Origin of the sequence: Colwellia sp. BRX10-1 (assembly GCF_014077545.1) — a bacterium.
Lineage (GTDB): Bacteria > Pseudomonadota > Gammaproteobacteria > Enterobacterales > Alteromonadaceae > Colwellia_A.
This window is the reverse complement of sequence record NZ_JACGWC010000001.1, coordinates 402,554-427,523: the sequence shown is the minus strand read 5'-3', so window position 1 is coordinate 427,523 and position 24,970 is coordinate 402,554. Positions and strand designations below refer to the sequence as shown.

The window sequence follows — 24,970 nt, the reverse complement described above, 5'->3', positions numbered from 1 at the left end:
GTAGGTCAATAAGAGGGGAGGTAATAGCAGTATTCGTTAAAATAACCTTTATCAATCAAATTAATGGCTAATAGCGTGCTTATTTAAGATCAAAAAATCAAAGATAGCATCGAAAATATCTAAACTCATTTATCAGCTGAGGTCATTTTTTATGTTTGTTGTTATACATCGCTTTATCTGCTGTTGCGATTAAGCTATCGGTGGTAATACCATCATCAGGATAAATTGAAACACCAATACTACAACTCACGGTTAACTTTTCATCGTTAATCTTAAAGGGTCTGCTAATCGTATCCATAATAGTCTTAATCACAGAATCTACATTAGACTTATCAATCATATTCTCAAGTAAAATAACAAATTCGTCACCTCCAATTCTTGCAACGGTATCTGAATTACGAATTGACTGCTTAAGACGTAAAGATACTTCTACTAGCACTTGATCACCAAACGCATGACCCTTGGTATCATTAATTATTTTAAATTTATCTAAATCAATAAAAAGCAACGCAAAAGTTCTCATATCACGTTCAGACTGATCAATTAGGTGATCAATTCGGTCAAACACTAGGTATCGATTTGGAATTTCTGTCAGTTGATCATAATGAGCTAGGTGCTCAAGACGTTTAGTCTCTTTTACCCGGTCTGATATATCTCGATTTACACCTAATGCGCCGACGAGCTGATGATTAGCATCAAAAAGTGGCACACACATAGATTCAATCCAGCCAATATGACCATCTTTATGGAGCATTCTAACTTCACCAGTCCATTTTCCGTACTTCTCTACAGCGCTGATAACTTCTGAAGTAATATGTTCGGTGTCTTCGGGGAGATGTAAAATATCAACAGGCTGACCAATGATCTCTTTTTTGGAATAGCCGTATAATTTTTCAGAGCCTTTATTCCAGTCAGTAATAATGCCTTGTAGGTCAGTGATCACCAATGAATCAAAGAGGTAATCGAATGCTTTATTAATTTGTTTAAATTTATCTAAATCCATAATTCTTATAACTGCCGTTTTTATATACGATTCCCTAAAAATAATAATATATTACGAATGAGCTTTAGTCATGTTAGTTTGATAAAATTTATTCATTTTTCTTAGCTTAAATATCCAACAGCTACATTGAATGAGAAGGTGATCACTTCCTAATATACATTATGACTAAAACGCGTAACTGACAATAATCCTGAAACGTTATAAGCGATAAGATGATTTTTATCCGGTTTTTAGAATGGATGAAATATCTCATTAAATGTCGAAAAATTAATATGTAGATAACACTTTAAGGCCAGTTATTGACGATTCATGTTTGGTTTAAAGGAACTAAACTTACTATAAAATATACTCATGTATATGAGCTTTTAATATCTAGGGTATTAGCGTTGTTATTAGAAGAAGATAGTGAGTCATTAAAGTAATTTCACTTAATATGACTATTGTAAGTAACCCAAGAATGCAATCTTCATTGCTCTAATAATAACTAATGCCACGTTGGCGGCATTAGTTATTTATTTGAAAGAGCACATTTAGATTTTTTAACAAAAAAATCACTTTAAATTTTAATAAGTGAAACATCACATTTAGCATAATTGGCAACACCATTTGCTGTTGACCCAATCAAAGCATGAATGCCTTTTTTAGAGTGGGTACCAAGTATAATTAAGTCTGCCTTTTTTCTTTCTGCAAGTATGCAAATTTGCTCGTAGGGTTTCCCAAATGTGACCGAGACATCTTTCTTTAATATACCTAATGATGCGGCTTTTGATTCAATTGAAGGTAATGCACTTTCTTTTAATTCTTTTTGATAGTCTTTAGGAAGCAATGTATATGGGATGATATGAGTAACAAACAATTTAGCTTGGTATAGTTGAGATAACTCATGGGCTTTTGAAAGTACTTCCAGTCCTTCATCACTAGCTTCTATTGCGCAAATAATAGTTTTATACATATTACAGCTCCATTAATAATTTGTTTTATATCATATTGATTAAAATGCAATATGTTGGCGAATAGTACAGCTTATTCTCTTGATCATATCGATTATGTTTTGTTAAAAAAATATAATAAAATATGACTAAGTTTAGTTAACATATGACTGTTTCTTAACCTGATAACTAAACCCTCTAGTTAAATCAACATTTAGTCGTTCTGAAACAGATATATACGCTTAGCCTGATGTTGAAATAATCTCATTACCTGGTCCATTCAAAGCTATAACAAAGGTCACTGGTATGACTAGCGACCTTTTTAGGCTTAGTGCTGTAGAGGATAGGCGATAACCCAGTCAGTTGGTTCATTACCTTGTTTATCAAATTTATATTTAACAGAGTCAAATCCACAGCCTTTTACGAGCCCGTTAAAGTCAAAAGGTTGCTTTACGCCTGCTTTGGATTCCATGAATGCCGCATCGCTTGGTATCATAACTTTTGCATGTTCGGCTGAGATCACAAATGCAGCTTCGGCTAATATCAGATCGTTATTATGGCGCTTGATAATCTGAGCATTTCCTAAGCTATTTCCATCTAAATCTTTGAACTCGAACTCTTCTGGATGATTAATCTCGATAACATCACCGCCATCAAGTTGATATGCAATTAACATGTTTACCATTGTTTATTTATCCCTATTCTATTTGTTTTTATTTCTTAGAGGGCTTTGAAAGATCATAGCCTAGTAAGCAAGTCCGATCTTATACTACATTAAAAATAACAAGTTATTATTGATATGAACGTACTTAAAACAAAGTTTTGCTAATAATTTACTATTAACCATGATAATCAATAAGCCGGCGTGAGAATAAAAACCTCTCTAGCTTAACTGAAGCAGCAGAAGGCTTTTTTAGAGTAACAAAATAGGGAGTGTTAAAGAGTAAATAATCTACTTAGTTGTGTAGATACAAAATTTGTAAAGCTAAACGCATTTTTATACACAACTAAACCGCTTAGTCATTCGCTTCATTAACACTTTGTGAGTAACGTTAATAGATTTATTAGAAACCTAAAGCTAGAGGTTGTAAACGGTCATGGGTCTATAAAAATCTAAAAGATGAGTTTAAAGAGCCTAATTGATGAAAATAGCACAAATGGTGCAGCATGCTTCACAAGTAGGTCAAAGTGTCTTTCAGTTCTTACCTTTAGGTAACCTGTTGTTAACATGTGTAAAAAAAGTCATAAACATGGTAAATATTACTAACAGATTTAGATATTTAATGTTATAAACATTTTTCAATATATATATGGATATATAAAAATGTATAAACCAGATCAAATCGATAACCATAAATCGATAATAAATTTATTTGATAAAGCAGCATCAAAGTCTAAAACATCAGGACTCCAGTCAAGCCTTTCTCAAAGACAAACAAATGCCCTACTTGATAACGCTCCCATTTGCATCAAAATATTAGACACTGATTTTAATTTAAAATATATGAGTCCTGCGGGAATTAAATCACTCGGTATTAATGATATTAATAACTTTTACGGGCAAGCTTACCCTTTTGATTTTTATCCTCAATTATTCTGTGACGATATGACTGAGAGTTTAAATAGGGCTGTAACAACTAATAAAATAGTTAAACAAGAAGCTAGTATAGTTGATCTCAAAGGTAATGAATTACGCTTTCACTCAACCATTATTCCTGTCGAAAGTGAAAGTGGCCAAAATCAAACCCTGTTAGTAATATCCATTGAAGTACCTGTAACTAATGAGGAGGGTATAGAGTTATCAACACTTAAAAACCTCCAAGAGAATGTAGGGGAGCATTTCACAATAGAGCACTCAAATAAAAATATCAATTCAAGCTTTATGGCAAAGGTTGAAAATATTGTACTTGTTAATATGAATGACAATAACTTTGACGTAAACGCTTTGGCCGAACATTTATTTATGAGTCGTTCAACATTACAGCGGAAATTAAAAGCCGAAATAGGGGAGAGTGCAGCAGTATTTATCCGCCAAAAAAGGTTGTCTAAAGCGCATGAATTAATTCAGTCTAAGGTTCATAAAACACTAACAGAAACTGCATATTCTGTCGGTTTTAAGCACATAGGAAATTTTTCAACATTATACAAAAAGTATCAAATTACGATAAAAAACCAGTGAAAAATCTCTTGTCAAAATCAATTGTTTGAAGTTATTTATTAAAATTACAATCTATTTATTAAATGAATTAATGTTTTTCAGGTACTTTCAATGAATGAGTATTAACAATAAATAACTTCCATAAAATCCCAAAACTAATTTAACATCTACTTCGAGTCTAAACACTACTGATAACTTGGACGTTATCATTAGCTAAAACGGGTCGATTATATGCGAAAGTTGGTCAATATACCCGTTTGGCTATCAAAGGCTCTCAGCTTATTGTTATTATATTTTATTGGAAATAAGGATGCTTCAAGAAACATAAAAGATTTTATGTGATTTGTAGTTGTAAATGGAATTTGAATGAATAAAAAATACTTTAATAGTAAGTTGTTATTATTGATTATGCTTGGAATTATTGTTTTAAGCTTTTTTTTGATTACAAGTGAACAAGATAAAAATGTAGACTCTCAAGTTAGTCAGTCTGTATTACCCACAAGTAAAAAATTAGCCCAACCAACCCAACATCCTGCAGAACGTATTGTTAAAAATACAGGAAAGATATTATCTATTCACAAGGGAGGCGGTTATTCTTTTATAGAAGTCGAATTACCTTCAAGAAAAATATTAACCTTAGCTACCGCTAATCTACCGAACAAGCTTTTGGTTGGTAATGCTGTTCTCTGGGAAAATCCTCGTTTAGCCAAAAACTATTTTAGTCATGCGCTCAATAAAAGTTTTGAGCGACTATACATGGTAACGATTAAAGATGACTCAATTAAAACTGGCGTGATTACCGCTATTAAAACAGTTAATGAAAATACCTTTTTAAGCATTCAGCAAGATCAGTCTATTCTCGAACTTATTGTTAAGAGTGGGCGAGTTTCAGATGAGTTACTTGTAGGCAATAAGATCGAGTGGCAACAAGAAAAAATCTCACCAAATAGAAATAATCAACCTCCAAAGATGCATACCCCTCCTAGATCACCAGTGATGGTCGATTGGATAAAAAAGTCAGAAAAATAAATTAATAAGCAAACTTCAATAAATGGAATAACAATATGAAGAACGCATACTATAAAAAATCTTTAGCACTAACTTTTTCTCTAATATCACTGGCTGTGACAGCAAGTACAACAGGGCAACTGACGTTAACAGACTCATCGGGTGTTGTTGTACCCACTTACCAAAACGGTGAAAGTGCTTTCATTCAAGTTGCCGATAGTGACGGTAATGCAGACCCTGCGGTAGCAGAAACGTTAACAGTTAAAATCACTTCAGAAACCGAAGATACAGGTACGCCGTTTAGCGCGACGACACCTGTTGCGCCAAGTAGTAATGTTGGCGACGGCACGTTGACTGTTTTAAAAACTTCTTACGATACAAAAACCGAAGATTGGACAATCTTATCGTTGGGCCAAGATATGGCGATGGGCACCTCATACTTTAGAGTTACAGGCAGTGTCTCAGGGCTACAAAGCCAAAACTACTTCATGACAGACATGATGACAGGGGAGTCTGTTAGTTATACCAGTGATAATAATGAAGTAAGTTTTAAAATAGAAAATGGCAGTGTTGCTTTTTCTGTAGGCGATACCATTACCTTTTCAACCAGCGCGGGCACCATTGTTGGCGAAACTGTTACCTTGACTGAAACGGATGTTAATACCGGAATCTTCACCAGTAGTATTGCGTTAAATGAAGCAGGAACACCGAATGCCGCCGATGGCATTTTAGATGTTCAATCGGGCGATTTAATTACCGTATTTTATGAAGATGTCAGTGGTGATTGGGGCGATGCAGAGCAAGTACGTAGCACCGCACTTTATGCTGCGACTGTGATTAAAGGCTCTACCTTATTAGCAGATACCGTTTGGACAGAAGATAACAGTCCTTACTTGGTCACGGGTGATGTGACGGTTTCAGCCAATACCACACTAACGATTATGCCAGGTGTTACTGTTCTATTCCTCGCTAATACCGATGATACTGTGGGTGGGCAAGCCCCTTATGACAGTGAATTGATTATTAAGGGCAGCTTAAATGTTGCTGGTACTGAATCTAAAGGTGTGACGCTAACCAGTAGTAACCGAGAGCCTACAACGGGTGATTGGGGTGGTATTCGCGTAGAAAGAGGTACAGCAAGTATTTCCTATACCACACTTGAGTACAGCGCTTATGGTATTAATTTATATAATATACAGAATGGAAAAACCTTTACGCTAAACAATAGTGAATTATCTAATAATGGCACGGGGATTAAATCGTCAGATTCATATTATGGTGTTTTTAACGTTAGCAACAATACAATTCGAGATAATAGTAGCTATGCAGTTCATTCTGATAACAACCATGCCAATTGGACGATTGATAATAATGTGATTAGCGGTAACGGGCAGTTAATGAGTTTTAATTGGGAAATTAGTGTTTCATTGACCGATAATGAAATAAGAAATAACCAAGGAAGTGTATTAACTTATTTGATTCAAGATGACTTTGTTTTTACGGGTAATACAGTAACTGAAAATACAGGTTATGGTTTAGAGCTTAATCTTACTTATACTCACGGAGAGTGGGATACGGATAGTATTATAATTGAAGATAACGTAATTGATAACAATGGCTATTACGGGGTTTATATTAATAGCTATAGTAGTGCCGACCCAATGATAAATAGGAATAAGGTGCGTAACAATTCAGGGTATGGAGTTTACTTAAATACATCTGAAAACAATACTCAACCTTCTATTCATGATAATGAGATAACCGGAAATGACAACATAGGCTTGTATGTATCAGGTAAAGCAGTCCCTTCTATTGTTGGTAATACTATTAATAATAATGGCTCAGGTATTTATGTAAATTATGATGATGTAAATGGTAATGGTGACTTTGCCTTAACCGATAATTTAATCACCAATAATCAAGGTTATGGCATCAGCGTTAATGGTTATGCCAAACCTGTGGTTAGCAACAATGATATTGTTGGTAATACGGGTTATGCATTAGAAAACCATACGAGCTTTGCGATTGATGCCAAGAATAACTGGTGGGGTGTGGATGACAGTGCTGAGATAAATGCAGGCACTAATCCTCAAGCACTGAGCTTTATCTACGATGGCAATAATGACGGTAATGCAGGTAAGGTTAATTATGCAGGCTGGTTGAGCTTCTCAATTCAAGATCAAACACCGCCGTTAACGACCCTTTCTAATACAAGTATAATTTCTTCATTATCTTTTGAAATCACCTTGTCGTGTAATGATGATATTGGTGGTGTTAGCTCAGGATGTACCGCAACTTACTACACTATTGATAATAGCGAACCTACAACTGGTTCCGTGTTATATGAAGGTGCAATAACGCTTAATGAAAGTGCTGTTGTTAAATTTTTCTCTATTGATGTAGCAGGTCATAAAGAAGCTGTTACTACTAAGCGTTTTTATATTGATGATATTGATGCGCAAAATGCTAGTCGAAGTGGTGAATTGTTGATTAGTGGTCAAGAAACAAGTCAATCATTCTTAGCTGAAATTTCTGAGCCAATTATTTTATTAAGTGCTCCTAGCTATAAAGATAGTGGTTCAGGCGTTGCAAAAGTGTCAAGTGTCACATCAACCGAAGTCACCGCTTCATTTAAAGAGTGGGAATACCTTGATGGTAATCATGATGCAGAATCAGTTCCTTATGTTGCATTGACCAAAGGTAGGTACTTATTAAGCAATGGTGACGAGTTAGAGGTCGGTGAACTTCAACTGTCTTCAACTCAGCAATGGCAAGAAACTACATTTGAAAGTTCATTTGCAGCATCACCAACCGTCATTTTAACAAGCCAAAGTAATGAGACGAGTAAAGTCTTTAATTTACTTGCTGATAATATAACTAGTTCAGGCTTTTCGGCTAAGTTAGCTGAACAAGAGAGCAATACGGTAGGTGAATACGCAGAGAAAGTCGGTTACTTGGCTTACTATAAAAATGAATTAGAGCCTGTAGAACAAAGTGAGCCGTTCGTAGTCTCTTCAAATATAGAAGTGAGCTCTGATTGGTCAGCAGTTGATAGTTTCGCTATTAGTTTGCAGGAAGAAGCTTCATTTGATGAAGAGTTAGTTCATACCAGCGAATTCATTTCAATGGTTAACATCAACGGGACTATATTATTTCAGCAAATTGGTGAATTAGAATCAGATACTAGCTCGCTTCGTCGTTCAATTGTAGATACAGATTTAGATACCCTATTAGATGTATTTGATACCGATGACGATAACGATGGTGTAATAGATTTAAATGATGCGTTTTCTACAAATGCCGCAGCAAGTGTTGATACTGATTTAGATGGTTTACCTGATAGCTTTCATGAAAGTTGTGATGATGCTTGTATTGTTAGTTCTGGATTAACGCTTGATTTAGACGACGATAACGATGGTTATTCTGATATTGATGAATTAGCCAATGAAACGGATAGTTTATCAGGAGATTCTATACCTAGTGACAATGATGGCGATTTCATTTCGGATATTTTAGATACTGATGATGACAATGATCTTGTTTTAGATGTTGACGATGCTTTCCCATTAGACGCTACGGAATCATTAGATACAGATGGTGATAGCATAGGTAACAATGCAGATACCGATGATGATAACGATGGAATTATTGACGAAGACGATAGTGCTCCTTTAGATGATTCTATTGGTGATAATGTATCACCTGTTTTCTCTGAACTTGTTGATGTTACCTTTGAAGCAACAGGGACTACTACTGATTTAGAATTAGTTGTGCCAGAAGTCACAGATAATAACCTCAATGCTCCCACTGTTGTGTCTGACTATAGCGATGCACTGCCATTGGGCACACACGAGGTAACATGGACGGCAACGGATTTTGCTGGAAATGTTAAAGCAGCAGTGCAGCTAGTACATATTGTTGATACAACCGCTGCGATGTTTGATGATCTTCAAATACAAACGCTGAGTGCAATGGGTATTCTTAGTGATGTTTCAGACGAGATAAACAATGTTCAGGCTTATGACTTAGTTGATGGAAACATTAATGCAGTTGTTATTGGTGATACGCTTTATCGTTCTGGTGCTCATTTTGTGCCAGTATCGGCAACTGATAGCTCAGGTAATATTGCTGAAACAGAGGTAGAAGTACATATTAATCCGCTTGTAGAATTAAGCCAAAGCAGAAAGGTTGAGCCAGGCGCTACGGTTGTATTACCTGTAACGCTTTCAGGTAATGCTGCGGTTTATCCTGTTGGAGTAACTTATACACTGATGCAGTCTGGTTCAATCATTGCAACAAATGAACTTACAATTTCCGAAAATATTTCAGGTGTTATTACCATTGAAATACCCAGTGACGCACTTAATGGTGATGTTTATTCTGTTGCTATAACATCGGCTAAAAATGCAGTATTAGGTTTTGTAACGTCTATTCAATTAACGGTAGATCAAACTAACTTTACACCCACACTAATATTAGTGACTCAACAAAATGATGAAAAAATCAGTGTTGTTGATGGTCAAGGTGGCATTGTCACGGTGACTGCTTTTGTTCATGATATTAATGTAAATGATATACACGATATTACTTGGAGTTCATTGAACAATACTCTGGTTGATTTAAATACTGATAGCTTAATGTCTACTTTTGAGTTCTCACCTGAGGGCTTAACGTCAAACACTTATGAATTAACCGTGAATGTAAGTGAAAATAATACTAGCGAGCTATATAGTATTTCTGTTGATAAAAATATCGTTGTTGATGCCTCACTTCCACCATTAGATATAAATACCGATAGTGATAATGATGGAATTTCAGATGCCGATGAAGGCTATAGTGATAGTGATAATGATGGCATATCTGACTACTTAGATACTGACGATAATCCAAGTCGTTTACCGATTGATGACTCAACAGCAGCAATGCAAACCTTGAATGGTTTAAGTTTAAGCCTTGGCGATATAGTTACAATGTCAGGTGGCGCAACAGCAGCTAATGCAACAGTTAATGTTAACGATATTACTTCCGATGAGCACTTTACTACGTTATCGACTATCACTAACTTTAATGTTTCAGGCTTGACTGAGGCTGGTCAATCTGTGCCTATTGTCATTCCTTTAGCAAATGGAAAAACAATACTTGAAGGTAGTATCTATAGAAAGCATAGCAACAGTAAAGGTTGGTTTGATTTTGTGGTTGATAGTAACAATGGTGTTTATTCGGCTTCAACTGATGAAGACGGTAACTGTCCTTACCCATTATCAACCCAGTATCAACAAGGTCTAACTGCTGGCAACAACTGTATTCAACTACTCATCAAAGATGGTGGAGAGAATGATGCTGATGGTCTTGCTAATGGTATGGTTAAAGACCCTGGAGCGCTAACGTCACAATTCACCAACCAAGCACCAGTTATTGTTGTTAATACTGATGAAACAGCAAATGAAGGCAGTGTTGTTACCTTTGATGCATCAGCGACTAACGATGCAGAAAATGACGCATTAACCTATTTATGGGTACAGTTAACAGGCCCAACAGTTGAGCTCTCAGGGCAAGATACGGCAACCTTAAGCTTCACAGCACCACAGGTTGGTAACGATGAGTTTTTAACTTTCGAGCTCACTGTTAATGATGGTCAAGACACCTCTGCAACCGAAGTTAACGTATTAGTACTTCAAGTGAATGTTGCACCAATGGTTTCAATTGATAGTCATGCTTCATCTTATGATGAAGGTACTACTATCTTGTTAACGGCAACAGGTGCTGACGAAGATAATGACGTGCTAAATTATCAATGGGAGCAAACCGTAGGCCCTGCAGTAACGCTTTCTGGTGCTTCAAGCGCATCGGTGACTTTCACTGCACCAGCAGTTTCAAGTGATCAGAGCTTTGAGTTCAAAGTAACGGTGTCAGATGGTATTGATGCTATATCTAAAACGACGACTGTGACTGTTAAGAATGTAGCTACTGTTACTCCTTCAGTGACGCCACCAAAAGAAAGTGGTGGAGGTGGTGGCTCTATGAGCTGGGTGCTAGTTCTTCTTGTCTTTAGTTTATTTAGAGGTCGACATCTAAAACAAGCAGCTTAATTTATAGGCAGTGATATATATCTTTATATGTCACTACTATTTTTTTATTGATTTTGACGCTTGCAGTGTACTTTACCTATAACTTAGTCCATTCATTTTTATAAGCTTTCGTATTGTTACATAAATTTATTAGAAGGACTCTAATTTTGCCCGAACATAATTCACATACATTATTTAAAAAAACCTTAACTCAATCGTTATTAATTTTTGCGCTGGCAGCATGTGGCGGCGGTGGAGGAGAAAGTAGCAGCTCCAAGCTCCCAACAAATATTTTACCTATTGCTGACGCAGGGATTGATATAACAGTTGAAGAGCAAGAAGTAGTAACTTTACAAGGTAATGGCACTGATTCAGATGGCAGTATTTCTAGCTATAGTTGGACTCAATCCGCGGGAACTTCTGTTATCTTGTCAGATCCGAATGCATCAAGTGTCAGCTTTACAGCCCCAGATATTGTTAATGATGAAACTTTGATTTTTAGCTTAACTGTTACAGATGATGATGGGAGTAAAGGGACTGACTCTATAGCCGTTAATTTGACTCATTTAAATGCAGCACCAATAGTTTTTGCGGGGGAAAATATTGAGGCTATGGAAGGGGATAATGTTGCTTTAATCGCAACGGCGAATGATATAGATAGTAGTAATTTGACTTACAATTGGGTACAAACGTCAGGAATTAGCGTCACCATTGAGAATTCAGATTCATTGAATGCTTCTTTTCAAAGTTTTGATATAAATCAAGAAGAAATAATGTCTTTTGAAATTACGGTTAATGACAACTATGGCGGAGATAATTCATTTACGACTGATTCAATTGATATCACGATTAAACCCTACGATGTAATTTTTAATTTACCTGCAGCCATTGGCAATGGTTGCGAATTTAATACAGAAATAATTGATACATATGCTGTAGGTATCGATTCTATAAGTTGGCAGGTTTTAAGTGATACTAGTGAATTAATAGTGGAAGGTGATGCTATTGAAAGTAGCATTACAATAACTATCCCAGATTCAGGTGGCTATTCACTTTCAGCTACAACTATTTTTACTAATGGTCTAACTGCTTTGACTAATGAAGTGTTAGTTGTTAATAAGGCGCTGCCTAAAGACATTAAATCGATTGAGTATGTAATATCGAGTGACGAATCTCAGGTTGTATGCCAAGACGTAAATATATGGAATGATGCCACATTGAAGTTAGAGGAAGGTGCTAGTTTGTCATCAATTGATGGTTCTTCTAAGAGAATATTGATGTGGGGTGATGTCAATATATTAGGATCAGAAACGAATCGGATATCAGTTAGTAATGTTGTTTTCGAAAATGACTTTTTTACAACGAATTCTACAATCAGTGTAAACGCCTCTTATGTAGATTTTCTTAATGAAGCAACAATTCTTAACGACGACGGAATCACAAACATCAGCTATTCGACTTTCGATAGCCATTTTAAGCAATCAGATAAAGGAACTGTAATATACAATGTATTTAATAAGGGGGTGAGCACAAAACCTGATGGAACAATAATTAAACATAATGATATTTACTGTGAAGGGTTAAGTTCATGTATGTACGTGAGCAACTACATGTTTGGATCTGGATTTCTAAATGCCAAACCAACTATTGAATATAACAATATATTTGATGCAGCTAATGACTCCATCACTTACAACAATGACTCATTTACTGAGACCGATATAGATCTGCGTAATAATTATTGGGGAGGAAAAGCGTTATCTGAACTAAATGATGTATTTGTTGATGCTAACGATACCCCAGATAAGTCACATTTATTTTTATTTGATCCAATGTTAGAAGATGAGGTTGATCACTCTAATACAGCGCCAATCGCCAATGCAGGAATAGATAAAACGACAGTTCTCAACTATGGTATTGCAATAAATGGGGCGTTGAGTAGTGACATTAATGGTGATGAACTGAGCTATCAATGGACTTTATTAAACAAACCTAATGGAAGTGTAACAACTTTGAATAATGATACTGACTTAGTATCTTTATTAACACCAGATACTTTGGGCACTTATACGATAGAATTAAAGGTTTCAGATGGTATTTTAGAAAGTATAGATACTATGATTATTAGTGTATTAGAAGACTATACCATTACCTATGCACCAGTTACACCTGGCGTAACTGTATCTATGTGTGGGATATCAGGCTCTGGAACTTTTGGAGGGTATTATTGGACATTCAGTAATTGTGTCCCTTATGGAAATGCAGGTAACCCTGTAGGAGTTAAAATAACTAATAATCATCCCGACGAATCTATAATAATTACTCAGGTTGGTATTGAGTTAGCCAACGGGGGTATTATACAGCCACACAACATTAATCCAACGTCTCAGGTTGTTGCCCCTAATTCCCTTATGTATTTTAAAATCGACATGAGTTTAGGGGGGAGTTTGACGGGAGGATTTTTCCAATTAAATGGTGTTGCGGGATATTCTTACGGTGTTCAGGCAACGAATACTTTTTCACAATAATTAAAATGTTGATGGTCTTTTAATAAAATATCAATGTAATTTCAGCCTAGTGACTTAATATTCTCTGTCCTATTACCAACCCAATATCAAGAAGGTTTAGTGGTTGTAGATAACTGTATTGTAAGCGTATAGGGAACTTCACCTAGGAGCTTATTTTCAAATCTTCAGTTTTTTCAAGTGGATCATATCTACGATAAATTTAGAATAATATATAAAATAATAATTAAAAGAGAGTTTATAAATGAAATATTTAGTGGCAATAATGTTAGTTGGTTTTTCGGTATTTTCAAATGCGGGTATTATTACTCATAATAGCTGGAAAACAGACGGAACCATTGTCAATTATACGGGGGCAAATAAAACCCTTTCGAATAAAGAATGGTTAAGCTGGTCTTTAACAGATGAAATGTCTATCGAGCAGGTACTTAATTCTGATTTAGTATTAAAAGATGGTTGGTATATAGCAAAATCTGACTTATTGTCTGTAGCATTTAATGATTTTTTTGGTTCAACTCAGTTTAATGAGGATACAGGTGAGGGGGATAAATTGGCCATTACTGATGAATTGGCCGTTACTTTTACTACAATATTCGGATCGACATTTCAAAGTGATAGTTTTGTTAATAATTTGAGCACAAGCGCTGCATGGTCTTATAATGCAGCTGGTACTAAGCTGTTTGCAGCCACGGTCAGAAGTGAATACCAAGTAGAGAATTACACTCCTTATAATTCGGCATGGGGATATGTCAGGGATTATTCTCTGAGAACGTCACAGTTTGACTCTATGTCACCAGAGTTCGGTGTTGCACTAGTAAGAGGTATTTCACCCCCGATGTCAGTGAGTGAACCAACAGGTATGGGGATTGCGCTACTAGCCGCATTCCCATTTCTTTTAAGAATGAGACGTAGTAAAAAATAAGAGTCTGTAGTGACTCTTAGGTCCTTAACAATATCTATGTAACTGCCTATCGTGAATGCCCATATAGCGTTTAGGAAAGGCAGGCTATCAACAAGACAGAAAAATATTTAAGTGACACTGGCTCTAAATAAAATAGCCTCGATGTTTCAACATCTCGTCAGTCGTCATCATTAAAGAGGGCTTTTGATAAGATACGATGGCGATAAAAAAAATTTTCAGCTAATTAATTCCTAAAGTACTTATTTATCAACAAGCGTCATCCTCCAGAATTAACGAATTAAATTTATGGCTGTTTTAATGAGTGAAGTGAATTCAAGCAAAGAGTTTATTGTAATGGCTTAAGATTTTTCTTCGCTTTAACTGTTGCTGTTCGCAGTAATCACTTAAAGCATCTTGTGGCCAACCGGACCATGAAACTGTGTTTTATTAACTTAACCCTTGATAATACTTATTAGGCTTATTAAAAGATTTTATAGTGTTAAAAATTGTTAAGATTTTTAGGAGTGTTTTACTTAAAAAAGGATTATTAATAATCTTTATGGAAATATATCTAAGAAAAAACAAGTAAATGCTAACTAGAGCTTATTTAGATAATTTATTTTGTTTGTTATTAACCTGGTGTGTACTAGTAGAAGTGGTGGCCCCTCCCTGACTTGAACAGGGGACCTGTCGATTATGAGTCGAATGCTCTAACCAACTGAGCTAAGGGGCCATCTTTTTATCCGCTTTAAATTGAGACTTCAACTTAAAGCGGCGTGAAGTATAAGCATTTTTTATTTTGTTGTCACTAGCGTATTTTTAAAAAATGCTAAATTTTACATTGTTCGCTTAATTGTTAGGCAATACGGGTGATTTTATATCACTATTGCCTAGATACTATTTATTGATAATGACTTTTCTCTTGGTTAATAAAGATAATGAAAGGATTGTTAACCATAATATTGTACCGCCGCTACTTTTTGTCTTGGGGGTTGGTGTTACTACAACGGGCGCGACTACTGAAACAATAACACTTCCTGTACTTGATGCACCTCTGAAATCAGTAGCGGTAAGTTTAAATGTTAACGAGGTAGCGTTATTTGGTGCTGTAAAGCTAGCTGATAACATATCAGCGTTAGTTATTGATACCGCTGAACCTGCTGTTTGCTCCCATAAGTAGGTCATACTGTCGCTTTCTGCATCGATGGCTTGAGCCGTTAACGTTACACCTTGATTAGTATTTACTTCAAAATTTTCTCTTAGGGTAACCACAGGTGCTGTATTTTGATCATCATCAGCAATAGTGAATATAATCTCTGCATTATTACCTAACCGACTATTATCGATGCTTGATAACGTTAAGGTGAACGTTTCATTTTCTTCTTCTTCAATATCATCAATAATAGTTAATATAATTTTTTTAGTATCACTTTCACCTTCGCCCCAAGATACTTGCCCCGATGCATCAATGATATCGCTACCAATAATCGCTTGCCCTGAAGTCAGTTGATACTGGAATGAGATACTGCCCGATGTGCTTCCCATTCGGTTAACATTTACGGTGTATTCATCAACATTCTCTGCGATTGTTTGCTCGTCGAATTCAAAGCTTCCCGTTCCTTTGTCTATTAACCCAGTAATATTGATAGTGTTGTAACTGTTTGAGCCAAGTGTTGCACCATTTGTTGGATTATATAAACGTATAAAAAAAGACTCTGACAATTCGGTATTTGTTAGGTCATCTGCAATATCAATACTTATTGTCTTATTGGTATTATCGTTTGCAGCCCAAGTGAGTGTGTTGTTTTCTACATCAAAGTCAGTGCCTTTTTTGGCGCTACCTTGAATTACTTGGTAACTTACCGCAGTACTTTCTGTAATGTCTGAACCATTACGTTGCACAATGAGGTTGAGAGTTGTTCCTTGAGCGGTTTCTGTGCTTTTACTGGTAAAGCTGAACATTCCTTTCGTTGAAGCTTTTGCGTTATCTTTTAGTACATACAGACCACTGTTAATATCGCTAACGAGAATATTTCCTGACGGTAAAAATGGATAAACGCCCCATGCACCATTAAAGCTTGCTGAGTTACTCGGTGTGAAAGTATCAAAGAACCCAACTTCAGTAGGCGTTGTTGGATCAGTAATGTCTAAAATGGTTAAGCCACGTTCGTAGTTAGACATATAGTATCTATTACCTCGAACAAAACCATTATGATCAATCGCTTGTGTAGGACCTGTCCATTGGCCAACCTGTGTTGGGTTCGTTAGGTCCCCAATTGAAAATATTCTAACAGTGGTGTTTAATCCACCACGAAATTCATCAAATTCATCATGTAATAAAATGAACTGCTTATCTTCAGTGCCCCAACCAGAATGTACATATTTATTGTTCGGAGCTACGTCGTTATATTCAGCCGCACCTAACTGAGTTGAGTTATTTGGATCGGTGATATTCCATAACTTCATGACGTCTTCATTAAAATCAATGAAAACAGTACAGCTACCTGACGTTAAACCACAATCATTAACTGAACGTTGATCATCTATAACAAGAGAAGCCCCATCATGGGTGTAGCCATTACCAAAATTGTTAGCAGTAACGTTGACTAATGTTTTTGGGTTTTCTAATGAATAGCTTTGGAAAGCTCCACCCCTACTGTTTGTGCCAATAAGTTGCAGTGAAGCTGTTTGATCTGGAAGCGTTATATTAAGGGTATGATCAACATTAGTGATATAAACATTATGGGCTCTACTGACGACTTTATTCTTTTCAACTAATGTTATTGAATGAGGAAGATTGTTAAGGTCAATAATAGTCACATAATCTGTTGGACCATTTCGAACACCTTCGGTTGTAACATAAGCATAGGCTTGCCATAAATTGATATTTTCATCAAAGTATTGGTAAACTTTTACATCTCGCCATGTTGACGTTACTCCAGCTATTGTACCCACTTCAACAGGAGTGGTTGGGTTTGTAACATTAACCACAACAACGCCATTTTTTACGCCCATAATAGCAAATTCATTACCCGTATTTAAATCTACATGGCCCCAAATATCGTTGCCTTCAACAGGATCACTCGACATTGCAGTTAATGGGAAATGAGCGAGTAAATCAATGTTATTGCAGTCAAAAATATCAGCTTTGCCATTAACACAAGGTTCATTTGCTTGGCTTTCACTGAGTTGATAATAACTTGCAAGTTTTTGTTTTAAATCTTTATCTTTAGCAAAGGCTTTACCATCTGCAATAACGCTAAAACCGTTGCTGCGAAGCTCATCAACCATTTCAATTGGAATATTATGTAAAGTGGTAACATTTGACTGAGGGCTTTGTGATTGGTAATGATCAAATTGATTATAGCCTCCGACGACTGAGACAAGAGCGCTTTTTAAATAAAATAATTCTTCGCTTGAAGTGATTGTAAAGTCGCCTGAAGCAACAAGTACGTTATCACCTTTGTTTGCTTGGCTAACCGCATAGGCAATTGTTTTACAGGGTCTAAGAACATTATCACAGCGGTCTTTATCTACGCCATTAACAGCAACAAACCTCGACTTATCATGCTCTGAATGAGCAAATGTATTTGAAGAGAGTAAAAAATAAGATATTGAAATAATTGCAATGCCAAGAGGTAATGATATTTTAGCCATAATGTGCTCGTTTTTTATTTAGCTGCTCAATATTTGATGGCTTTACCATAGCAAGTTAACGTACAATTTAAAACCAACTCGTTAACATTACCTTAACTTCATGTAAATATTACTTTGCATTCAACGATTAAGCCTTATTCAAATGAACCGTTATATATTAAAAAAGATTTTATCTGTCACAACTATTTTTGGGTTAAGTATTACCTTACTTTCAGGATGTTTTCAAAAGTCACAGCCCACAAAAATTTCTTTTCAAGCTGTTTATAAAAATACTGACATTAACTGTGCAAGCAGTTTCTCTGATGTTCATGAATTAAAAAGTAGCGAATCACAAAAGTGGCAATATCAGCAGTTACAGTTTTTTATACATGGCGTTGAAGTGAATACCAGTAGTAAGGGTTGGCAGCCTTGGCTGATGACAACAAATGCAAATCAAGCAGACAATGTCGCTTTACTGGGAGAGATATGTGATAGAAAAAATGGCAAAGGTTATTGGCAACTCGAATTAATGCCATTAGATGAAGCGGCTGTTGTTACTGATATTCGTTTTACTTTAGGTGTACCATTTGCACTTAATCACCTGAATCCATTAACCCAGCCTAGCCCATTAAATGACGCTTCAATGTTTTGGGGATGGCAAGGGGGGCATAAATTTATGCGGGCCGAGTTAGTCTCTCAAAATGATGACTGGCTATTTCACCTAGGCTCTACAGGTTGTAAAGCATTAAGCCCAGTACGAGCACCAAAAAATGAATGTTTGTATCCTAATCGCGTGTCTGTTGCTTTACCTTTTACCTTGGAAAATTCTACCATTGAATTTGATTTAGCGTTGTTAGTACGAGATGTTGGATTAGCACGCAAAAATAGTTGTCAATCGGCAATCGATGAAGAGAGTTGTAAAATGTTATTTAAAAACTTAGGTTTGGGAGCGAATACTAGTAATGAATCGTTGTTATTTAAGACAAAAAATAATGGGTAATTGGCTTCTACATCGACTTAAATTAATACTTCAGTGCTTATTCACTTTTGGCATTTGCTTGGCTTTGCAGTCATGTAGTGATGATAATAAATTAGAAAGTGATTATCAGTGGCCAATTATCGAAGGTTTTCCTAAACCACAAGTACCACAAGATAACCCAATGACCCAAGCAAAAGTTAATTTAGGTAAACAACTCTTTTTTGATAAAAATTTGTCAGCTAATCAACAACAAGCGTGTGCAAGTTGTCATCATCAAGAGTTTGCTTTTGGTGAAAATATTCCCCATTCATTTGGCAGCACCGCACAACCACATCGACGTAATGCCTCTGCTTTAGTTAATATAGCGTATAACAAAACGTTAACGTGGGCACACGACGGTTTAACCTCTATTGAACAGCAAATACTATTACCTATGTTTGGTGAATCGCCGGTTGAGCTAGGCATAACCGGTCATGAAGAAGAAGTTTTGGCACGCTTTAGCTCAGAAACTTATCAAATGTTATTCACAGAAGCATTTCCAAATCAAACCGTTAGTTTCGATTTAATTGTGAAAGCATTAGCGAGCTATGTTCGCAGTTTAGTTTCTTTAAATTCGCCTTTTGATAGCTATGCATATTTGGCTGATGACAATGCTATTTCTGCCTCGGCTTTGCGCGGTATGAATTTATTTTTCTCAGAGCAGCTTGAATGCCATCATTGTCACGGCGGATTTAATTTCACTCAGTCTACCAGTCATGAAAAACAGCTTATTGATCGCAGACCCTTCCATAATACGGGTTTGTATAATGTTAGCCATCAAAGTGGTCGTGATAAATCAGGTTACCCTAAACATGATACTGGTTTGTCTGAAATTTCAACGTTAGTGAGAGATAATGGCCGATTTAGAGCGCCAACATTACGTAATATTGAAGTTAGTGCGCCCTACATGCATGACGGCAGTATTGGAAGCTTAGCGGAAGTTATTGATTTTTATGCCGCGGGTGGACGAAATGTTACTACGGGTGAATATCAAGGTGATGGTCGAAGTAATCCACTGAAAAGCCAGTTCATTAAAGGGTTTGTCTTAACAGAAGAAGAAAAAGAAGACTTAATTGCTTTTTTGAAAACCTTAACGGACCAAACATTTCTATCTGATCCTAAGCATATTATTGTTGATAAGTAAGTCTTAAAACGTGAAGGTTAAACCTGCTGTTAATTCACTTTGCACCCACATATCGCTCGATATTGCGATTTTACAGGTATTGTTATCACAGAAAAGTGCGTCTTGAGAGTCAATAAGTGTCGCATATACTCTTGCACCTAAACGAATCGCTATACGGTCATTGAGTTGTAATTTACTGTAAAACCCTAGGTTTACTGAGAGTTTAGTTTCATCATCAAGTTCTTTTGCCTCGGGTGAAAAATGCGTAACACCAAAGCCACCAGAAAACCAAAAGGGAACTAAGCTATTTGAAAGTGGCACATTACCACCGATATGTAGGTAAGTTACCGATAAGTCACTAGTATAAGGGCTTAATAAACTGGCAGGAATTAATTCACTTTCATAGTGACTTATCAGTAATTCACCTTGGCGTTTATTGTCATAAGGCCAAGCAACAATCACCCCAAAACTTGAGCCTTCATCTATATCAATTTCTAACGATTGGGACTCACTCATATCATAAAAGTCACCTGCAATAGTAAAATCTCCTCCCAAACGGTAACCTGCAAAGGGAGTTACTTCGATAGGTCCAGATTTAGCCGCTAAAGTAGGTAGTGTTAAAAATAAAGAAAATAGTAGAATGAGAGAGCGCATTGAAAGTCCTTTTATGAAAAATTTGATTGGCTGATTATTGAGTCGAGTTAATTAAAGACAAAAAAAATCCAGTAATTAATTACTGGATTTTAAGTCATCTATTTAAAAATGAAAGCTTTATTCGCCGTCTAAGAAACTTTTAAGTTGCTCAGAGCGAGAAGGGTGACGTAATTTACGTAACGCTTTTGCTTCGATTTGACGAATACGTTCACGGGTAACATCAAACTGCTTACCTACTTCTTCTAACGTATGATCGGTATTCATATCGATACCAAAACGCATTCTTAACACTTTAGCTTCACGAGCGGTTAAGCCAGCTAATACTTCGTGTGTCGCATCTTTCAAGTTTTCAGCGGTAGCCGAGTCAACAGGTAGTTCGCCATTACCATCTTCAATAAAATCGCCCAAGTGTGAATCTTCGTCATCACCGATAGGGGTTTCCATTGAAATAGGTTCTTTAGCAATTTTCAATACTTTACGAATCTTATCTTCCGGCATGATCATGCGTTCAGCTAATTCTTCAGGTGTTGGCTCACGTCCCATTTCTTGTAACATCTGACGAGAAATACGATTTAATTTATTAATCGTTTCTATCATATGTACTGGGATACGAATCGTTCTGGCTTGGTCAGCAATTGAACGGGTGATCGCTTGACGGATCCACCACGTTGCATACGTTGAAAATTTGTAACCACGACGGTATTCAAATTTATCAACCGCTTTCATCAAACCAATGTTACCTTCTTGAATTAAATCTAAGAATTGTAAACCACGGTTGGTATATTTTTTAGCAATCGAGATAACTAAACGTAGGTTAGCTTCAACCATTTCTTTTTTCGCACGACGAGCCTTAGCTTCACCGATAGACATACGACGGTTAATATCTTTAATACCGTGTACATTTAAGAACGTTTCTTTTTCTAATTGGTTTAATTTATAAATACAACGTTCAACGTCTAACTCAATATCAGACATTTTTGCTGAATAAGCATGACCTGCAGCTTTTTGCTCGTTAAACCAATCTTTAGAGGTTTCATTACCTGGAAAGATTTTGATAAACGTTGTTTTAGGCATGCCAGCACCAACAACACAGTGCTTCATGATTAAACGTTCTTGAATACGTAATCTATCCATTACGCTACGCATGTTTTTAACAAGCTTATCAAAAAGTTTAGGGATTAAACGGAATTCTTTAAATACTTCAGCTAAATCATCAATCGCTGCTTGTGCGTCTTTATGACCGCGACCTTTAGCATTAATAACTTTATTTGCTTTTTCGTAGGCATTGCGAAGTAGAGTGAACTTTTCTTTAGCAAGTTCAGGACAAGGACCGGTATCTTCTTCTTCCTCATCTTCTTCGTCGCCATCAGACTTATCTTCGTCGTTGAGCTCTTCTTTTGAAAGCTCTGAACCAATATGCGTCGCTGCTGCTGGAATTTCTTCTTCTTCAGCATCAGGGTCTAAAAAGCCAACGATAATATCGGTTAAACGTACTTCTTCAGCTTCAAAGTTGTCCCACATATCGAGTAAAAAATTGATTGCCGGCGGATATTCAGCAACACTACGCTGAACTTCCTTAATGCCTTCTTCAATACGCTTAGCGATAACAATTTCGCCTTTACGCGTTAATAGCTCAACGGTACCCATTTCACGCATGTACATGCGGACAGGATCAGTTGTTCTACCAATTTCGCTTTCAACCGTAGCAAGTGCTTGGGCAGCTGCTTCAGCAGCATCTTCATCAGTATTACCTTCTGTCATCATCAAGGTATCTTGATCTGGAGCAGTTTCGAATACCTGAATACCCATGTCGTTGATCATTCTAACGATGTCTTCAACTTGGTCTGAATCGATTATATCTTGTGGCAGGTGATCGTTAACTTGAGCAAAAGTTAAGTAACCTTGCTCTTTACCTTTGGTAATGAGCTCTTTAAGTCTAGATTGTGGGGCTTGATTCATTGACGAGTGTCCACCTAAATTATGGCTATCAAAATGAAAACAGTAAGCCGGAAATTATAGCTAATTGCTTAGTATATTGCCAGCGTTAAAGTTTGTTCAACTTATTTTTGTTTGCTACGCACTTAACAAACTATGTAATTCTTGTTTCTCACTTTTACTTAAGCCAGTTGCATGTTCTTTGGCAAGCAATTGCTCCGTACGTTGTTCAATAAATTTGTTTAAAAAACTTTCTATTACATCAATAAACATCGATTCAGCATTTTCAGGTTCAACATGATGTTGTAAGCACATTAACTTTGTTAATTGGCTACCTTCAGTGGTCCCTCGAAAATGTTCAATAAGCTGAGCACTGTTAATTTTTGAATTTTGTTTACATAAAACTAACAGTCGATTTAGCAAAGGAATACCTGGCATATCGAGTTGTTGTAAAATAGTAATATCCGGTAATGCACTAATGATATGGGGGTGCTCAAGTAATAATGCAATAGCAAGGCGTAATGGTGTGATCTTACTTTGCTTCTTTACCGTACTCGCCTTGTTGTTTTGATTGTTCTTTTTACGTAATTCGTCTAAACGTTTTTCGTTGCCACGGGCGAATTTATTGGCTAATTCAGTCAAAATTGAATCTTTCAAGGTACTATCAGGCAGCTTATTTAAGTAAGGCTGGAAGAGCTCAATCATTTTTGATTTTCCTTCCAAAGTACTCATATTGACTTGCAGAGAAAGGTGATCAAAAAGAAAAACTGACAAGGGTGTGGCGTTATCTAGAATTTCTTCGAAAGCTTGTTGACCTTTTTCTCTGATCAACGAATCAGGGTCTTCACCGTCAGGCAAAAATACAAATTTTAAACTCGTACCATCGTTGATTAAAGGCAGGGCATTCTCCATGGCTCGCCATGCAGCATCTCGGCCTGCTCGGTCACCGTCATAACAACAGATAACTTCTTTAACGGTTCTAAATAAAGTTTGGCATTGTTCTGGGGTGGTTGATGTACCGAGCGACGCTACAGCATAGTCGACACCATGTTGTGCTAATGCCACAACATCCATGTAGCCTTCAACCACGACCAATCGAGACAATTGTTTATTGGCTTGTTTTGCTTCAAATAATCCGTAAAGTTCATGGCCTTTATGATAAATACGTGTTTCTGGAGAGTTTAAATACTTTGGCGTACCATCACCCAATACACGACCACCAAAACCAATAACGCGACCTCGCTTGTCACGAATGGGGAATTGAATACGACCTCTAAAACGATCATAAGGACGATTCTTATCGCCAGGGATTGCCATACCTAAATCTACAAGTTGCTGAGTGGTTTCAGGATTTTTGGCAAAATGGTTCATCATCCCATCCCAAGCGTCACTGATATAACCAATACCAAAGCGCTTCACCACTTCACCGCTTAAGCCGCGACCTTTTAAATAATCAATGGCGGAATCTTTATCGGTAGCAACTTTTAATTGTTGTTGATAAAAACGACTGATTTTTTCCATCAGTTCGTAATCATCTTGTTTTTGTTTATGAACTTGTTGTTGCTGCTTTAGTTGCGCAGGGCTCTGGTTATTCTGTTCACGTGGCACCTCCATATTATAATGTGAGGCAAGTTCTTCAATCGCATCAGGGAACTCTAAACGGTCAAATTCCATCAAAAAGGAAATAGCATTGCCGTGTTCTCCACAACCAAAGCAATGATAGAATTGCTTATCTTGGCTAACACTGAACGAGGGAGACTTTTCGGTATGGAATGGGCAACAAGCTTGATAATTTTTGCCGGCTTTTTTTAGCGGCACTCGAGAGTCAATTAATTCAACAATATCAGCGCGCGCTAATAAATCATCAATAAATTGTCGAGGGATCATACCAGTCATGTCTACATTTTCTTTGGTTGTTTGTGCGAAGGTTATTTTAAACCTAATTGACCTGTACTGGATAGGTGTTTTTTAACTTCTCACCCAAGTGAAACGATAAATAGGTATTATATAAA

The 24,970-nt window shown here is 36.5% G+C and carries 14 protein-coding genes and 1 tRNA gene; 7 read left to right on the top strand and 8 right to left on the bottom strand.

Going from position 1 to position 24,970, the window contains the following annotated elements:
* Nucleotides 1-142 precede the first annotated feature (142 nt).
* The 3 genes from H4J75_RS01865 to H4J75_RS01855 all read right to left on the bottom strand — a co-directional run bounded on the left by H4J75_RS01865 (nt 143) and on the right by H4J75_RS01855 (nt 2,617).
* Nucleotides 143-1,003 (bottom strand): sensor domain-containing diguanylate cyclase, encoded by an 861-nt coding sequence (locus H4J75_RS01865; RefSeq protein ID WP_182221186.1) that lies wholly within the window; start codon nt 1,001-1,003, stop codon nt 143-145.
* A 556-nt stretch (nt 1,004-1,559) separates the two neighbouring features.
* Nucleotides 1,560-1,955, bottom strand: coding sequence for a universal stress protein (locus tag H4J75_RS01860; protein ID WP_182218047.1), 396 nt, complete (start codon nt 1,953-1,955; stop codon nt 1,560-1,562).
* Nucleotides 1,956-2,260: 305 nt separating this feature from the next.
* Nucleotides 2,261-2,617, bottom strand: a complete 357-nt coding sequence (locus H4J75_RS01855; protein WP_182218045.1) for a hypothetical protein — start codon at nt 2,615-2,617, stop codon at nt 2,261-2,263.
* Nucleotides 2,618-3,256: 639 nt separating this feature from the next.
* Between H4J75_RS01855 and H4J75_RS01850 the strand changes: the two genes are divergently transcribed.
* The 5 genes from H4J75_RS01850 to H4J75_RS01830 all read left to right on the top strand — a co-directional run bounded on the left by H4J75_RS01850 (nt 3,257) and on the right by H4J75_RS01830 (nt 14,613).
* Nucleotides 3,257-4,111: a helix-turn-helix domain-containing protein gene (locus tag H4J75_RS01850; RefSeq protein ID WP_182221185.1), complete on the top strand. Its 855-nt coding sequence runs from the start codon at nt 3,257-3,259 to the stop codon at nt 4,109-4,111.
* A 345-nt stretch (nt 4,112-4,456) separates the two neighbouring features.
* Nucleotides 4,457-5,119, top strand: coding sequence for a hypothetical protein (locus H4J75_RS01845; protein WP_182221184.1), 663 nt, complete (start codon nt 4,457-4,459; stop codon nt 5,117-5,119).
* Nucleotides 5,120-5,154: 35 nt separating this feature from the next.
* Nucleotides 5,155-11,187, top strand: coding sequence for a right-handed parallel beta-helix repeat-containing protein (locus tag H4J75_RS01840; protein WP_182221183.1), 6,033 nt, complete (start codon nt 5,155-5,157; stop codon nt 11,185-11,187).
* A gap of 146 nt (nt 11,188-11,333) precedes the next feature.
* Nucleotides 11,334-13,694 carry a PKD domain-containing protein gene (locus tag H4J75_RS01835; RefSeq protein WP_182221182.1) on the top strand — a complete coding sequence of 787 codons (2,361 nt, stop codon included), beginning with the start codon at nt 11,334-11,336 and terminating at the stop codon, nt 13,692-13,694.
* 241 nt (nt 13,695-13,935) lie between these two features.
* Nucleotides 13,936-14,613, top strand: coding sequence for a hypothetical protein (locus H4J75_RS01830; protein ID WP_182221181.1), 678 nt, complete (start codon nt 13,936-13,938; stop codon nt 14,611-14,613).
* 635 nt (nt 14,614-15,248) lie between these two features.
* Here H4J75_RS01830 and H4J75_RS01825 read toward each other — a convergent pair.
* Nucleotides 15,249-15,325, bottom strand: a tRNA-Ile gene (locus tag H4J75_RS01825).
* A gap of 164 nt (nt 15,326-15,489) precedes the next feature.
* A complete protein-coding gene (locus tag H4J75_RS01820; RefSeq protein WP_182221180.1) occupies nt 15,490-18,249 on the bottom strand; it encodes a choice-of-anchor B family protein in 2,760 nt (919 codons plus the stop codon).
* Nucleotides 18,250-18,391: 142 nt separating this feature from the next.
* Here H4J75_RS01820 and H4J75_RS01815 point away from each other — a divergent pair, with 142 nt between their 5' ends.
* Both H4J75_RS01815 and H4J75_RS01810 read left to right on the top strand, forming a co-directional pair.
* Nucleotides 18,392-19,228 (top strand): MbnP family copper-binding protein, encoded by an 837-nt coding sequence (locus tag H4J75_RS01815; RefSeq protein WP_182221179.1) that lies wholly within the window; start codon nt 18,392-18,394, stop codon nt 19,226-19,228.
* Nucleotides 19,221-20,390 carry an MbnH family di-heme enzyme gene (locus H4J75_RS01810; protein WP_182221178.1) on the top strand — a complete coding sequence of 390 codons (1,170 nt, stop codon included), beginning with the start codon at nt 19,221-19,223 and terminating at the stop codon, nt 20,388-20,390. Before H4J75_RS01815 ends, H4J75_RS01810 begins: the two co-directional genes overlap by 8 nt.
* Before the next feature lie 3 nt (nt 20,391-20,393).
* Here the strand turns inward: H4J75_RS01810 and H4J75_RS01805 are convergent, their stop codons facing one another.
* The 3 genes from H4J75_RS01805 to dnaG all read right to left on the bottom strand — a co-directional run bounded on the left by H4J75_RS01805 (nt 20,394) and on the right by dnaG (nt 24,854).
* A complete protein-coding gene (locus H4J75_RS01805) occupies nt 20,394-21,023 on the bottom strand; it encodes a hypothetical protein (RefSeq protein ID WP_182221177.1) in 630 nt (209 codons plus the stop codon).
* Between the two features lie 117 nt (nt 21,024-21,140).
* Nucleotides 21,141-22,982 (bottom strand): RNA polymerase sigma factor RpoD, encoded by a 1,842-nt coding sequence (gene rpoD, locus H4J75_RS01800; protein WP_146798012.1) that lies wholly within the window; start codon nt 22,980-22,982, stop codon nt 21,141-21,143.
* Between the two features lie 114 nt (nt 22,983-23,096).
* Nucleotides 23,097-24,854, bottom strand: a complete 1,758-nt coding sequence (gene dnaG, locus H4J75_RS01795) for a DNA primase (RefSeq protein WP_182221176.1) — start codon at nt 24,852-24,854, stop codon at nt 23,097-23,099.
* Nucleotides 24,855-24,970 lie beyond the last annotated feature (116 nt).